Here is a 14,307-nt window from a genome sequence, read left to right as displayed (position 1 = left end):
CCTCTATCCCCGGATTGCTGGAAAATGCAAGAGATGACACGCAGACTCGCCTGTTCATTGCTGATTTGCGCGACCCTGTTTGGCGCGCCCGTGTACGCGAGCGGACTTGATACCGCCCTCCCTCTGATGCGCGATGGCCAGTGGCAAGAGGCCCTGATCGACGCCGGCGAAGAGGGATCAATTGCCCGCGATGTGATCGAATGGCACCGCCTGCGCGCCGGCAAAGGCACTGCCCGCGATGTCATGTCCTTTATCGACCGCCGCCCGGATTGGCCCGGCATGCAATACCTGCGCCGCCAGAGCGAAGAGGCCATCGCCTCCGCAGGACAGGCGACGGTTCTTGCCTTTTACCGCGATACATCTGAGGCACAGACCCCCGAAGGCGCGCTCAGCCTTGGCGAAGCGCTGATTGGTGCGGGCCGCAAGACCGAAGGCGAGACAGAGATCGTGCGCGCGTGGCGCAGCATGGCAATGCCGGAGGCGGTACAGAACGCCTATCTTGCACGCCATAAATCCCTGCTCGCCCAACATCACGAAGCGCGCCTGAACCGGCTTTTGTGGGATGGCCACAAAGTGTCCTCGCGCCGGATGCTGGATCTGGTCAGCGACGGGGCGCGCAAACTGGCAGAAGCCCGGATTGCCTTGCAGGAACAGGCCAATGGCGTTGATGCGGCGATCGCTGCGGTGCCTGCAAACCTGCAAGATGATGCGGGGCTGGCCTATGACAGGTTTGCGTGGCGCGATGCCAAACGGCGCCAGGACGATGCTATTGCCATGATGTTTGAGCGCTCCACCTCTGCCGAGGCGTTGGGAGAACCGGACAAATGGCTGCGCCGGCGCGCGGATTTCGCGCGCCAACTGATGCGCGACAATGACAACACCCGCGCCTATAAACTCGCCGCTTACCATTTTTCTGAACCCGAGGCGGGCTATGGCTACGCCGACAACGAGTGGATCGCAGGCTATGTCGCCCTGCGCAAACTGGATGATGCCGAGCTTGCGGTCTATCATTTCACCCGTTTCCTCGCCGCCGTGGAAAGCCCGATCTCAGTTGGCCGCGCGGGGTATTGGCTGGGGCGCGCCTATGCCCAGATGGGCGAGATCGACAAGGCCCACGCGGCCTACAGGCTTGGTGCAAAATTCCAGAGTTCCTATTACGGGCTACTCTCCGCACAGGCGTTGGGGCGCGGGTTTGATCCGCGCCTGACCACACCCGAAGCGCCCGACTGGAAGGGCGCGCCGTTCCTGCAATCGTCGGTCTACAAGGCTGGCATCGCTTTGCTGGAGGCAGGCGATCTGTCGCTGGGTGAGCGGTTCCTGACCCATCTGGTCGAAAGCCTCCCCCCGGATCAGGCGCTGCAACTGGGGCAGATGGCGGTGGATATGAAACAGCCCCACTTGGCGGTGATGATCTCCAAACGTGCTGCCCAGGACGGGCTGGAACTGGCAGGCGCTTATTATCCCTTGCACCCTGTCACCCAGATGAGCCTGCCGATGGCGTCTGAGATGGTCTTGGCAATCGCGCGGCGCGAAAGCGAATTTGACCCGGTGGTCATCAGCCACGTGGGCGCACGCGGGTTGATGCAGGTGATGCCCGGAACGGCGGAACTGGTGGCCAAGGACCTCGGCATCCTCGACGATCACAAGGTCTCGCGCCTGACCGAAGACTGGCAGTATAACGTCAAGCTCGGCGCCGCCTATCTGGCGGGGCTCGCAGGAGAGTTCGACGGCAACGTGGTCCTGATGGCGGCAGGCTATAACGCAGGCCCCCATCGCCCCATTGCATGGATGGAACGCTACGGTGACCCGCGCGACCCGGAGGTGGATGTGGTCGACTGGATCGAACACATCCCGTTTAACGAGACTCGCAACTACGTGATGCGCGTCACCGAGAGCCTGCCCGTTTATCGCGCGCGACTGGGGCAGACACCGCTGCCCCAGCCGTTCTCGCGCGAGCTAGCGGGCCGCACGCTTCAGGTTTTCGCGCCAAAAGGTGAATAGCCCCGCCGCCACAACGATGGCCGCACCAATGATCACATTGGTGCGCATATCCTCGCCAAACACCAGCAGACCAATCATCGCGGCCCACGGCAGCTGCATATACGCAAACGGCTGCACGGCGCTGGCCTCTGCCATCTCGTAGCATTTGATCAGGAGCCAATGCCCAAGTGCGCCCGTGACGCAGAGGGTCGCCATCCAGCCCCAATCCGGTGCGGTCATCGGCTCCCACCACCAAAGCCCCAGGGGCGTCACAAAAATCATGCCGTAAACGCCGGTGTAGAAAAAGCTGGTCGCGGTGGTGTCGCGGCGCGCCACATAGCGGGTAAGCAGGCCATAGAGTGCAAACATCAGCGCCGCCAGCAGCGGGATCAGTGCCGCCACCTGAAACACGCCTGATCCCGGTTGCAGGATGATCAGCACACCGATGAAACCCACGCCAATCGCCGCCCACCGCCGCCAGCCCACTTGTTCACCAAGGATCGGCCCCGAGAGCGCCGCAATGAGCAGAGGATAACAGACAAAGACCGCGTGGCTCTCGACAAGGCCAAGCACGGTAAAAGCCAGAACCATGACGCAAATCTCTGCCACGAGCACAAAGGCGCGAAAGATCTGCACCCACCGCTGGCTGGTCTGTGCGGCAGCCCTTACGCTGCCACTTTGTTTCAGTGCCAGCGTGATCACAAAGGCCGCAAAGAACCAGTAGCGAATAGTGATCACCATAAAGACGTTGTATTCACTCGCCAAATGCCGCGAAATCCCGTCTTGCAGGGCAAAGACAATCGTTGCGCCGATCATCAGCAAGATGCCCAGTCTGGTGTCGTTCTTGGCCATGACCTGTTCCATGGTTCAGCCTTTCAATTCATCAGTCAAAATTGCCCGCGTCATATGCCGCTTGCGCCCAAAACCGGGGGTGCGCTCTACTTTGAAACCTGCCGTCTCCAGCCCACGACGGACAAACCCGGCCGCTGTGTAAGTCGCTGCGGTACCGTTTGATGCAGTATGATCCGCGACGGCCTGCATCAGATCCTCTTGCCACAGTTCCGGGTTCTTGGCGGGTGAAAACCCGTCCAGAAACCAGGCGTTCGCCTGTCCTGTCCACTCTGGCAGCGACCTGCACGCGTCGCCGATGACAACCTCCAACTGCAAGCTGCCCAGATCACAGCATCCACCGCCGGTCCAGTGCGCCAGGAACCGCTCCGCCCATGGCGTGATCGCGGGAAAGGCCTCCAGCGCGCGTGCCATATCGGTTGGGGCCATCGGGAAGGCCTCGAAACTGGTGAACCGCAGCGGCGTGCCTTGTCCGCTCTCTTCCCACGCGCGCCACGCGGCCAGCATGTTGAGACCGGTGCCAAACCCCAGTTCTGCGATGTGAAAACCGGGCTGAAACCGGGCGGGCAGATCATTGCCGGCCAGAAAGACATGCTCGGTCTCCAACAGGCCGTTTTGCAGCGAAAAATAAGGGTCGTCGAACTGATCGGAGACGGGCAAATCGCCCTCTCGCCAGCTCAGCCGTGCCTGCTGGTCTGCCATCGCGAATTCCTTTAGGTGAGACGTGACACGAGGGCGAACCTGACGAAAGGTCATGGAAATGGCAACTGCTGAAATCACCGTGCGCGGCGCTGGTATCTTTGGGCTGTCGATCGCATGGGCCTGCCACCAACGCGGGGCCAAGGTGCAGGTGATCGACCCCGCCGGGCCGGGCGCTGGATCAAGCGGCGGGCTGGTCGGCGCGCTCGCCCCGCATGTGCCGGAAAACTGGAACCCAAAGAAGGCGTTTCAGCTTGAGAGCCTTTTGATGGCCGAAGGGTTCTGGGCCGAGGTCGAAGATACCGGGGGTGTGTCGCCGGGCTATGGACGCCTTGGCCGTCTGCAACCCATCGCGGATGAGCGCACGCTGGAGCTGGCCCACGCACGCCGCGAGACCGCAGCCGAGCTGTGGCAAGACCATGCGATCTGGGACGTGCGCCCGGCCTCCGATTTCGGTGACTGGTGCCCGCCCAGCGCAACCGGAATGGTGATCCACGACACGCTCTCCGCGCGCATGCATCCGCGCCGTGCCTGTGCTGCATTGGTCGCGGCCCTGCGCGCTGGCGGTGTCGAGGTCGCTGGTGACGGGCGTGACAAAGGGCACGTGGTTCATGCCACCGGGTATCAGGGGTTGTTGGATCTGAACGCCCTGTCCCCGCGTCTGGTTGGCACGGGCGTCAAGGGACAGGCCGCACTGCTGGCCTACGATGCGGGTGCGGTGCCACAGCTTTATGCGGATGGGCTGCACATCATCCCACATGCGGATGGCACCTTGGCCATCGGCTCCACCAGCGAGCGTGACTTCATCCGCCCGGACGAACCTGATGCGCAGCTTGATCAGGTGATTGCACGTGCCATCGCCGCAGTGCCACAACTTGCCGGTGCCGAGGTTCTGGAGCGTTGGGCCGGTGTACGCCCCCGCGCCCGCACCCGCGCGCCTATGCTGGGAGAATACCCCGACCGCCCCGGGCATTTCATCGCCAACGGTGGCTTCAAGATCGGCTTTGGCATGGCCCCCAAGGTCGCCGAGGTGATGGCAACCCTGATGCTGGACGGAAACGACACCATTCCCGAAGGGTTTCGTGTCTCGGACAATCTCTGAGTGTGCCGCGGTCCCGGCGTTCAAGAGAGGGATTGCGCTGCGCTAGGCGCATCGCCGAACGCGGGGGCCGCACCCGTTGGGTGCGGCCCCCGCGGCCTGCCCGATGCTGTCACCCAGTTGCAGCCGCGCGAAGCTGGGTCATCAAGTCGGTCAGTGTCTTGGTATAGAGCTCGCTGGTCAGACGTCCGGCCGCGTCGAATTCCTTGCTCGACCCGGCCAGGTGTACCTCCGGCCCGGGCAGAACACGCGGGCGAAACGGCACCAGGAAACTGCGCAGGATCATCTGCGCGCGCTCCCCGCCCGCACGCCCCGCTGCGGCAGACATCACGGCTACGGGCTTGTCAGCCCAGGGGTTGCCCTCGGTGCGGCTTACCCAATCCAGCGCGTTCTTGAGCACGCCGGATGGGCCTTTGTTGTACTCTGGTGTTGAAATGACCACGGCATCCGCCCCTGCAATCTGATCGGCCAGCGCCTGAACAGCGGTGGGTATACCGTCGGCCTCTTCCGCGTCGCCATCATACAGCGGCAGGTTCAGATCGCCCTCGATGACCTCCGCAGGACCAAAGAGCCGAGCGGCCTCTCTGGCCAGTTTACGGTTGGTCGCCTCCTTGCGGAGAGAGCCGGAAATAATAAGCAATACTGGATCAGCCATCATTTGGTCCTTTCAAATCATGTATCTCGCTGTGAAAGCTAGGTCGCCTCAACACGCAAACAAAGCCCGACCACCGCAGACGGGCTGTGCACCCTTACACAGCTGGCGCAATGAACGAAAAAGGCCGCGCTCGGGGGCGCGGCCTTTGGGGTCTGCTCATCCGTTCGAGCTTAGCTCGCCTGTGGGATGATGACGATTTCCACGCGCCGGTTGCGCGCCTTACCCTCAACGGTCAGGTTGCTCGCCACGGGCTGATCCTCGCCACGGCCGATGATGCGCATACGATTGTAAGAGACGCCGCCGGCGGCCATCTCATCAGCGACCGCATTGGCCCGACGTTCGGACAGGGAGTAGTTATAGGAGGCCGCGCCATCGCTGTCGGTGTGCCCGATCACTTGAACCACACTGCCCGGATAGCGCTGCAAGCTGCCAGCAACCTTGCGCAGATCGCTCCGCACCACCGAGGAAATCGCAGCGCTGTCGGTGGCAAAGGTCAGGTCATTGGGCAGCGAGACGATCAGACGATCACCGGTGTTCACAATGGAAATCGAGTCGTTATCGAGGCTTTGACGCAGCTCAGCCTCTTGCTTGTCCAACTCTCGCCCAATCAGGCCGCCCGCCAGTGCGCCGACAGCAGCGGTGCCGATGATGGTCTCGGCCTTGTCGTCATCCGAGGTCGCCGCACCGATGCCTGCACCAATCAGGCCACCGATGATGGCCCCGTTCTGAGAGCGGTTGATACCGCCGGGCGCACCATAGGAGGCAGGATCGTCACACGCGCTCAGCGCCACGGCAGCGGCCAGCACGCCAAGGGCGGGGATTTTTGCAAAAGACATTTGTAGTCTACCTTTTCTTCCTCAAACCTGTCTTTTATCGCCCGCATTTTCTGTTCGCGGGCGGAGACGTTGTGTGTAGATATTGTGCGCATCGCCGCGCGCAGCAAGCGTGCAGGCATCGCGTTCGGCGGATTGCCGCGCACCCCCACTCGCGAACCTGCGGGCCAGGTTACGCCTTGTAAACAAACGTGTCGCGTTCTTGTTCCCGCCACAGCTTGCGCAACAACGCGGCTTCATCACTGAAATGCGCGTCCAGCAAGTCCGCAGACATCATTCGGTCCGTGCGGAAATGGCGAAAGCCGCTGCGCAGCTCGCACCACGCCGCAAGCAGCGTGCAGTCGATGTGATAGATCAACGCCAAGGGGCGCAGGATGCGCTCGCTCTGCTCTCCGGCCTCATTCACATAGACCAGTTGCAGTTTCTGGGCGCTGCGGACCGCCTGGCGCAAGATCGCCTTGGACACACAGCCATTGTCGGGGTCATCAAGCGGCGCGCCATAAGGGGCAACCTGCAACCACTCGGCGCTGGCGTGGACATCGCATATCTTGCGCCCAACCCGCGCCGCCGCCTGCTGTAGCGCGCCATCCCCCGTGCGCATCAACATCGCAAGCCCGACATGCAGCGCCTCGATTTCTTCTTCATCGAAGTTGAGCGGCGGCAGATCATACCCCTTGCGCAGCATATAGCCGATCCCCGCCTCTCCTTCGACGGGCGTGCGCATCGCCTGAAGCGCGGCAATATCTCGGTAGATCGTGCGCTTTGAGACCTCAAGCTGAGCGGCAAGATCCTCGGCCCGAACCGGCGCAGGGGCCGCGCGCAGGATCTGGATCAACTCAAACATCCGATTGCTGCGGGTCATGACACCTCCGGTGATGCAGATGGGCGGACACATACCGTGACACCCTGCTGCCATCCTAGCATGCCCCACTGACAACAGGGTGTCAGCAGCGATTTGCTTTTCTCAGAGGGTCACATCACCCCCAATGGAGTCTGCTCATGTCGTCTTATGATTGGATCGCTCTTGTCACCCTCGGCTTGGATCGCTGGAACGAACCTGCCCCACCGCGCACCGCTTACGAGATTGAGCGCAAAGAGGCTTGGGACAAGGTCGAAGCACATCTGGCTGCAAAACGCCGCGCACGCCGCAAGGCGCTTTTGCAGAGCATAAAGAGGGGTCTCACGCGCATGTTCACGCGGCGCTCTCTTGCGCGACCTCCGCGCGGGCGGCCTCAAAAGCCAGCATCGCGCGTTTGACCGGCACGCCCCAGTGGTAGCCGCCCATCTCGCCGCCCTTGCGCAACACCCGGTGACAGGGGATGAGCCAGCTCAGCGGGTTCTTCCCCACCGCCGTTCCCACGGCACGCACAGCACGAGGGTTGTCGATAGCTTCGGCAATCTCGCCATAGGTGGTGGCCTCGCCCTCGGGGATCTGCAGGAGCGCCTCCCAGACCTTGATCTGCAAAGGGGCCCCCATCAGATGCAGCGCAGTATCGCCTTTGCGGGCAAAGGCCGCTTCGACCTGTGGGCGCAACGCATCTGCATCCTCGACAAACGCGGCCTTGGGCCAGCGGGCACGCATATCGCTCAAGGCCGTTTCTGCCCCGACCTCGGCCGCGAAGGCCAGACCACACAGGCCTTTTTCAGTGCCCATGGCGAGCGCCAGACCAAAGGGGCTGTCAAACCAGCCCCAACGCACGGTCAACCCCTCGCCCCGGCGGGCATATTCACCGGGGCTCATGGCCTCCCAACGCACGAACAAATCATGCAAGCGGCCAGACCCGGAAAGCCCAACGGCATGGGCGGTCTCCAGCAGGGGCAAATCCTCGCGCAACAGCGACTTTGCATGCCCCAAACGCAGGTACTGCTGATAGCGTTTGGGCGAAACACCAACCCAGGCGGAAAATATGCGCTGAAAATGTGCCGAGCTCATGTCCATGCGGGCCGCCAGTTCTTCGAGAGACAGATCCGCGCCATCCGCATCGATTACCTCGATCGCCCGGCGGATGACCCCGTAGTGATAAGCCTGTTCGTCCCGTTGCATGGCGCGTGCCCCTAGCCGTCGTCTTGATGGTTCAGAGCGATAGTACCGCCAGCCGGTGCCAGGGGCGACCCGGAACCTGCGGTTTGCCAATCAGCCACGCCATCCGCGCAAAAACCGCGACTTTTGCACCGCATCGCCCGATCCCCTGCGAATGCTGCACGTTTTTGATTTGCGCCCTCTGTCTGCAGCGGGCAAAAGAACGCCCGATGGCCAAGCAACTCGATTATCATACGCTCCGCGAGATCTTCACGCGGTTCCAGGACGCCGAGGCCGAACCCAAGGGCGAACTCGACCATGTCAACGTCTACACGTTGGTCGTGGCCGTCGCCCTGTCCGCCCAGGCAACCGACGCAGGCGTGAACAAAGCCACCAAGGATTTGTTCAAGATTGCCGACACCCCCCAGAAGATGCTCGCCCTTGGCGAAGAGGGTGTGATCGAACACATCAAGACGATTGGCCTTTATCGCAACAAGGCCAAGAACGTCATCAAGCTCTCCCGCATCCTTGTCGAACAATACGGTGGCGAGGTTCCCTGTTCTCGTGCAGCGCTGGAAAGCCTGCCCGGTGTGGGGCGCAAGACCGCCAATGTGGTTTTGAATATGTGGTGGCGCTACCCGGCACAGGCGGTGGACACGCATATCTTTCGCGTCGGTAACCGGTCTGGCATCTGCCCCGGCAAGGATGTGAACGCGGTTGAACGGGCGATCGAGGACAATATCCCGGTCGATTTCCAACTGCATGCGCATCACTGGCTGATCCTGCACGGCCGCTATCACTGCAAGGCGCGCAAACCCTTGTGCTCCACCTGCATCATCCGAGATCTCTGCCTCTACGAGGATAAAACACTATGACCAAAACCTACCAGCTCGTCGGTATCGGCAACGCGGTTGTCGACGTGATTTCCCAGTGCGACGACAGTTTTCTCGACCATATGGGGATCGAGAAGGGCATCATGCAGCTGATCGAGCGTGAGCGGGGTGAAGTGCTCTATGCCGCGATGAAGGAACGGGTGCAGACGCCCGGTGGCTCTGTCGCCAATACCATTGCGGGTGCTGGTGCGCTGGGGCTGTCCTCGGCTTTCATCGGCCGCGTGCACGACGACGCTCTGGGGCGGTTTTACGCGCAAGCCATGCAGGACGATGGCGTTGATTTTGTGAACCCGCCCGTCGCGGGCGGCGAACTTCCCACCTCGCGTTCGATGATTTTTGTCTCGCCCGATGGCGAGCGCTCGATGAACACCTATCTGGGGATTTCGTCTGAACTCAGCTCTGACGACGTGCCGAACGCGGTCGCAGGTCAGGCGCAGATCATGTTCCTTGAGGGGTATCTGTTCGACAAGGACAAAGGCAAAACCGCCTTTATGGAAGCGGCGCGTGACTGCCGCGCAGGCGGCGGCAAGCCGGGCATCGCGATCTCCGATCCCTTCTGTGTCGAACGTCACCGCGCCGATTTTCTGAAGCTGATCGAGACCGAGCTGGAGTTTGTCATCGGCAATGAGGCCGAGATCCGTTCTCTGTTTGAAACCGATGATCTGGAAGAGGCGCTGGCAAAGACGGCGGCGATCTGTCCGCTGGTGGTCTGCACCCGCTCCGGCGAGGGCGTCACCGTGGTCAGCCCTGCAGGCCGCATCGACGTTCCCGTGACCCGGGTCGTTCCCGTGGATGCCACCGGCGCCGGCGATCAGTTCGCCGCCGGTTTCCTGTTTGGCCTCGCCCACGATCAGGATCTGGAAACCTGCGCCCGGATGGGGAACGCCTGTGCGGCCGAAGTCATCAGCCACATCGGCCCGCGCCCACAGACCGACATGCGCGCACTTCTGCAAGCAGCGGGCTTGCTGGCGGCCTAAACGCCCGTGCTCGCAGACAACATACGCCTTGAGCCAATCGCCGACATCGAGAGGCTCAGGGCATGCGCCCCAGGGTAGTATTTGATAAATGAAATACTACCAGACCGACCAAAATCGAACCCAAATCCAAAAACGAAATGCGTCATTTGCGCTCTTGGTTCGCGAATCACACTTTCCTCAATGAATACAAGCCTTCACCTTTGATGCCGCCGCTTGGCGCCATATAGGTCGCAAACTTCGCGCAAAAGTATAGTAATTCGCGAAAGAGAGGTATTGCCACCCAGATTTGCCAATTCTTAAGTTTGCCACGCGAGGTCTAGAATGTGGATCACATCTATCCGATAGGACCTCACCATGTTTCGTATGAATGCCCTTCGAGTTTCCCAGAAGCTGCCGCTCTATTTCGCAGCTTTCAGCGCGTCCATCAGCGCCATCCTCATCGCCGCCGCGCTCTTTGCCTTTCACGGGTATGCCGAACGCGCCGTCGAGAACCGGATGGAGACAATCACCGCTGATCGCAGCGCATCGGTACGCAATATGATGTCCACGATCCGAGCGGATCTGACGTCGCTTGCCGCCTCGCCGGCCACCGTCAACGCCCTGGGATCATTTGCGACCACGTGGGAGGATCTTGGGGGAGAGGCCGCGGACACGCTGCGCACTGCCTACATCAAGGACAATCGCCATCCCGTCGGCGAAAAGCACAAGCTGCACAGGGCAGACGGTGACGCCGCCTATCACGAGATCCACGAAACCTATCATCATGGCCTGCGGACGCTGATCGAAAGCAAAGGCTATTACGATGCCTTTCTGATCAACCCAGCAGGCGACATCGTCTATTCCGTCTTCAAGGAAATGGACTACGCCACCAGCCTCACCAACGGTGCCTACAAGGACTCCGGGCTTGGAGCAGCCTTTCGCGATGCACAGTCCGCCAAGACTGGAACCGTGGTCTTTGCGGACATGGAACCCTATGCCCCCAGCAATGGCGCTGCCGCCGCGTTCCTCGCATCGCCGGTCGTTGACGGAGACGGCACTCGCCTGGGCGTAATCGCGATCCAGGTTCCCGTGGATCTGCTGGGTCAGATTACCAACAACACCGATGGTCTTGGCGAAACCGCACAAGTCTACCTGGTGGGCGCAGACCTCATGGCGCGTACCAATTCCCGCTTCGAAGACGGGTTCCGGGTGCTCGATACACTGCCGGAGAACGAACACACCATGCGGGCGCTCGACGGTGAAACGCACTTCTTCAAGGGCGCGGATGGGCTGGATGGCGACCCGATCTATGCCTACTCCCGGCCGCTGGACCTCGGGATTGCCAATTGGGTTCTGGTCATCGAACAAGATGTGCGCGATGTCATGGCACCGCTGCTCAGCAAGGCCTGGATGCTCGGTCTGATCGCCATTGCCGTTGGCTTGACCATGTCCTTTCTTGGCTGGCGGATCGCCTGCTCCTTCACGCATCCCCTCAACCGTATTCGCACCGGCATGACCGAGGTTGCGGACGGCAATCTGGATACCGACGTCGCTGACGCAAGCCGCGGCGATGAGATCGGGGATATCGGCAAGGCGCTGGTGTCGCTTCAGGACGACCTCCGTCTGGCGCGTGAAGCCGAGGAAGCCCGCGCGCAACAGCAGCAGGAACAGCAGATTGTGGTGGAACACCTCAGCGCCGGACTGCTGCGTCTGTCGCAGGGGGATTTCTCTGCCACCATCGACACGCCATTCTCGGGCGAGCATGAAAAGCTGCGTGCCGATTTCAACACGACGGTGAGCACGCTTAATCAGACGCTCGGCCATGTGGTGAGCGCGGTCGAACGCATCCGCAACGGTGCCGCCGAGATCAACCAGTCGTCCGACGATCTGTCCCATCGCACCGAGAGCCAGGCCGCAACGCTGGAGGAAACCGCCGCCGCGCTGGAAGAGATGACAGCAAGTGTGAAATCCGCCGCCGAAAGCGCCCGCAGCGTCGAGCAGATCACCGGCGAGGCCAAACAAGAGGCCGAAACCAGCGGCGGCGTGGTACAGAACGCCGTGACCGCAATGACCGAGATCGAACAGTCATCGAAGAAGATCGAACAGATCATCTCGGTGATTGACGATATCGCCTTCCAGACCAACCTGCTGGCACTGAACGCTGGCGTCGAGGCTGCACGCGCAGGCGAAGCTGGACGCGGCTTTGCGGTGGTGGCAAGCGAGGTGCGCGCTCTGGCGCAACGCTCCTCCGAGGCCGCGATGGAGATCAAATCCCTGATTGGCGAAAGCTCCAAACAGGTGGAATCGGGTGTCGACCTCGTCGGCAAGGCCGGTGAAGCGCTCCAGATGATTGTTCAACGCGTGAACCACATCTCTCAACTGGTGTCGGGAATCGCAGAAGGCGCATCCGAGCAGTCGAATGGTATCGAGGAAATCAACACCGGCATGGTGCAGCTCGATCAGGTGACGCAACAGAACGCCGCCATGGTGGAAGAAGCCTCCGCCGCGTGCCAGATGCTCGACAGCGACGCCTCTCAACTGGGCAGCGTCGTGGCAAACTTCAAACTGTCCGGTGCGGCAGGCCAGGATCAACAGGCCGCCCCCGCCAGCTCTGGTCGCCCTGCCCGCACCCTCCAGCGCGAAGAGTGGGACGTGTCCGCCGATCACGATGACGCGACACCGCCCGCGCCGACGGCGCATGGCACCGACGGCAATGCCGCGCTCAACTTCTACGAGGATTTCTAGAAGCGCTCCGTTGTGCCGCGCCACACCCCCGGCCGGCGCCGGGGCTCCCTGACGAGGACCGACACATTGGACCGTACCATCAGGTGCGGTCCAATGCCGTCAGCGCCTTGCTCAGCAGCTCGGCCAACTGGTCGACCTCTTCGGGGGACAGCCCCTCGATCAGGCCGGATTGTGTGGCGACATGGGCCTCCACGACTTCATCGATCAGGGTCAGCCCCTCAACCGTCAGGGCGATCAGGAAACTGCGGCTGTCTTCCGGATTCGTCGTGCGGCTGACCAGGCCATCCGCCTCCAGCCGATCAATCCGGTTCGTCATGGTTCCGGATGCCACCATCGTCGCCTTCATCAACGCCCCCGCCGACAGGCGATACGGCGCGCCTGCCCGGCGTAAAGTGGCCAGCACATCGAATTTCGCCGCATTGAGACCATAGCGGGCAAAGGTCCGTTCCATCGGTTTCAGGTAGGCCAGATAGAGCCGCCCGACACGCCCGATCACCCCCATCGCGGTCACGTCGAGGTCGGGCCGCTCGCGGCGCCATTGCTCCAGAATGAAATCCACATGATCCATGCGTCAGTAATGTGCCGCGACGCGAAGGAGGTCAATGCGATGCGCATATCTTGACGTCGAGACTTTGCATCACTATCTCGACATCGAGATATATGGGGAGTCCCACCATGACGAATAACAAAGACCTTGCCCTGACCGCACTTGCGCCGGCCATTTGGGGCAGCAGCTATATTGTGACGACAACGTTCCTGCCCGGAGAATCGCCCTATTTGGTGGCTCTGCTGCGGGCTTTGCCTGCCGGCCTGCTCCTGCTTCTGATCGTGCGCCAGCTGCCGCCCATCGCCCTCCTGCCAAAGATCTTTGCGCTTGGTGCGTTGAACTTTTCGGTATTCTGGGCGCTGCTGTTCTTGTCGGCTTACCGTTTGCCCGGCGGCGTCGCCGCCACGTTGGGCGCTGTACAGCCACTGTTCGTGATGGGGTTGTCGGGGGTTCTCCTTGGCACACACCTCCACGGCAAGGGCATACTGGCGGCGGTCCTGGGCATTCTGGGGGTCGGGCTGCTGGTGCTCGGGCCGGAGGCCAGCCTTGACCTCGGCGGCGTCGCGGCCGGGCTCGGCGGGGCGCTTTCGATGGCCACGGGCGTGGTTCTCACCCGCAAATGGCAACCCGGTGTGCCGGCATTGACCTTCACTGCCTGGCAGCTCACCGCCGGGGGACTGTTGCTGATCCCCGTGGCCGTGATTGCCCTGCCTGACTGGCCGAACCTCACGACCAACAACCTCATCGGCCTCGGCTACATGAGTCTGATTGGCGGCGCGTTCACCTATATCCTGTGGTTTCGCGGCATCGGCCGCATCGCTCCAGCCCAGATCTCGCTCCTCGGGGTCTTCAGCCCGCTGACAGCAGTGATCCTGGGGGCGCTTTTTGCAGGCGAGAGTTTCTCCGCGCTGCAAGCGCTGGGGGCTGTGGTGGCCTTGTTCTCCGTCTGGCTGGGGCAACAGGGCACAAAACCCCTTGCGGTCAAGACGAACGCAAGGGTCGCAGCGGAGTAGGGCGCAAAGGGCCCTGTC

At 61.8% G+C, this 14,307-nt stretch carries 13 protein-coding genes; 6 read left to right on the top strand and 7 right to left on the bottom strand.

Annotated elements, in window-relative coordinates:
• Window positions 1–33: 33 nt before the first annotated feature.
• On the top strand, window positions 34–2,001 hold the full coding sequence (locus MHM97_RS11320; RefSeq protein ID WP_239322472.1) for a lytic transglycosylase domain-containing protein: 1,968 nt from the start codon (window positions 34–36) through the stop codon (window positions 1,999–2,001).
• On the opposite strand, the gene MHM97_RS11315 is transcribed toward MHM97_RS11320, so the two are convergent.
• A complete protein-coding gene (locus MHM97_RS11315) occupies window positions 1,957–2,832 on the bottom strand; it encodes a DMT family transporter (RefSeq protein WP_239322471.1) in 876 nt (291 codons plus the stop codon). The two genes, MHM97_RS11320 and MHM97_RS11315, sit on opposite strands and share 45 nt — an antisense overlap.
• 15 nt (window positions 2,833–2,847) lie before the next feature.
• Entirely contained in the window at window positions 2,848–3,531 is a 684-nt protein-coding gene (gene mnmD, locus MHM97_RS11310) for a tRNA (5-methylaminomethyl-2-thiouridine)(34)-methyltransferase MnmD (protein ID WP_239322470.1), read from the bottom strand.
• Between the two features lie 58 nt (window positions 3,532–3,589).
• Here mnmD and MHM97_RS11305 point away from each other — a divergent pair, with 58 nt between their 5' ends.
• A complete protein-coding gene (locus tag MHM97_RS11305; RefSeq protein WP_239322469.1) occupies window positions 3,590–4,630 on the top strand; it encodes an NAD(P)/FAD-dependent oxidoreductase in 1,041 nt (346 codons plus the stop codon).
• 109 nt (window positions 4,631–4,739) lie between these two features.
• On the opposite strand, the gene MHM97_RS11300 is transcribed toward MHM97_RS11305, so the two are convergent.
• The 4 genes from MHM97_RS11300 to MHM97_RS11285 all read right to left on the bottom strand — a co-directional run bounded on the left by MHM97_RS11300 (window position 4,740) and on the right by MHM97_RS11285 (window position 8,159).
• Entirely contained in the window at window positions 4,740–5,282 is a 543-nt protein-coding gene (locus MHM97_RS11300; protein WP_239322468.1) for an NADPH-dependent FMN reductase, read from the bottom strand.
• 170 nt (window positions 5,283–5,452) lie between these two features.
• Entirely contained in the window at window positions 5,453–6,118 is a 666-nt protein-coding gene (locus MHM97_RS11295; RefSeq protein ID WP_239322467.1) for an OmpA family protein, read from the bottom strand.
• Window positions 6,119–6,287: 169 nt separating this feature from the next.
• Window positions 6,288–6,977: a helix-turn-helix transcriptional regulator gene (locus tag MHM97_RS11290; RefSeq protein WP_239322466.1), complete on the bottom strand. Its 690-nt coding sequence runs from the start codon at window positions 6,975–6,977 to the stop codon at window positions 6,288–6,290.
• 330 nt (window positions 6,978–7,307) lie between these two features.
• Complete coding sequence (locus MHM97_RS11285; protein WP_239322465.1) at window positions 7,308–8,159, bottom strand: methylated-DNA--[protein]-cysteine S-methyltransferase; 852 nt, start codon at window positions 8,157–8,159, stop codon at window positions 7,308–7,310.
• Window positions 8,160–8,365: 206 nt separating this feature from the next.
• Here MHM97_RS11285 and nth point away from each other — a divergent pair, with 206 nt between their 5' ends.
• The 3 genes from nth (at window position 8,366) to MHM97_RS11270 (ending at window position 12,729) form a co-directional block, all read left to right on the top strand.
• Window positions 8,366–9,010 (top strand): endonuclease III, encoded by a 645-nt coding sequence (nth, locus tag MHM97_RS11280; protein ID WP_239322464.1) that lies wholly within the window; start codon window positions 8,366–8,368, stop codon window positions 9,008–9,010.
• Window positions 9,007–10,005 carry an adenosine kinase gene (locus MHM97_RS11275; RefSeq protein WP_239322463.1) on the top strand — a complete coding sequence of 333 codons (999 nt, stop codon included), beginning with the start codon at window positions 9,007–9,009 and terminating at the stop codon, window positions 10,003–10,005. The genes nth and MHM97_RS11275 overlap by 4 nt, the downstream gene beginning before the upstream one ends.
• 354 nt (window positions 10,006–10,359) lie before the next feature.
• Complete coding sequence (locus tag MHM97_RS11270) at window positions 10,360–12,729, top strand: methyl-accepting chemotaxis protein (RefSeq protein WP_239322462.1); 2,370 nt, start codon at window positions 10,360–10,362, stop codon at window positions 12,727–12,729.
• A gap of 79 nt (window positions 12,730–12,808) precedes the next feature.
• On the opposite strand, the gene MHM97_RS11265 is transcribed toward MHM97_RS11270, so the two are convergent.
• Complete coding sequence (locus MHM97_RS11265; RefSeq protein ID WP_239322461.1) at window positions 12,809–13,297, bottom strand: MarR family winged helix-turn-helix transcriptional regulator; 489 nt, start codon at window positions 13,295–13,297, stop codon at window positions 12,809–12,811.
• 107 nt (window positions 13,298–13,404) lie between these two features.
• On the opposite strand from MHM97_RS11265, the gene MHM97_RS11260 reads away from it, so the two are divergent.
• On the top strand, window positions 13,405–14,289 hold the full coding sequence (locus tag MHM97_RS11260) for a DMT family transporter (RefSeq protein ID WP_239322460.1): 885 nt from the start codon (window positions 13,405–13,407) through the stop codon (window positions 14,287–14,289).
• Window positions 14,290–14,307: the final 18 nt, after the last annotated feature.

Source organism: Epibacterium sp. Ofav1-8 (genome assembly GCF_022348185.1).
Taxonomy (GTDB): Bacteria; Pseudomonadota; Alphaproteobacteria; order Rhodobacterales; family Rhodobacteraceae; genus Epibacterium.
Note: the sequence above shows the minus strand (reverse complement) of the source record. Positions and strands in the feature narration are given on the sequence as shown.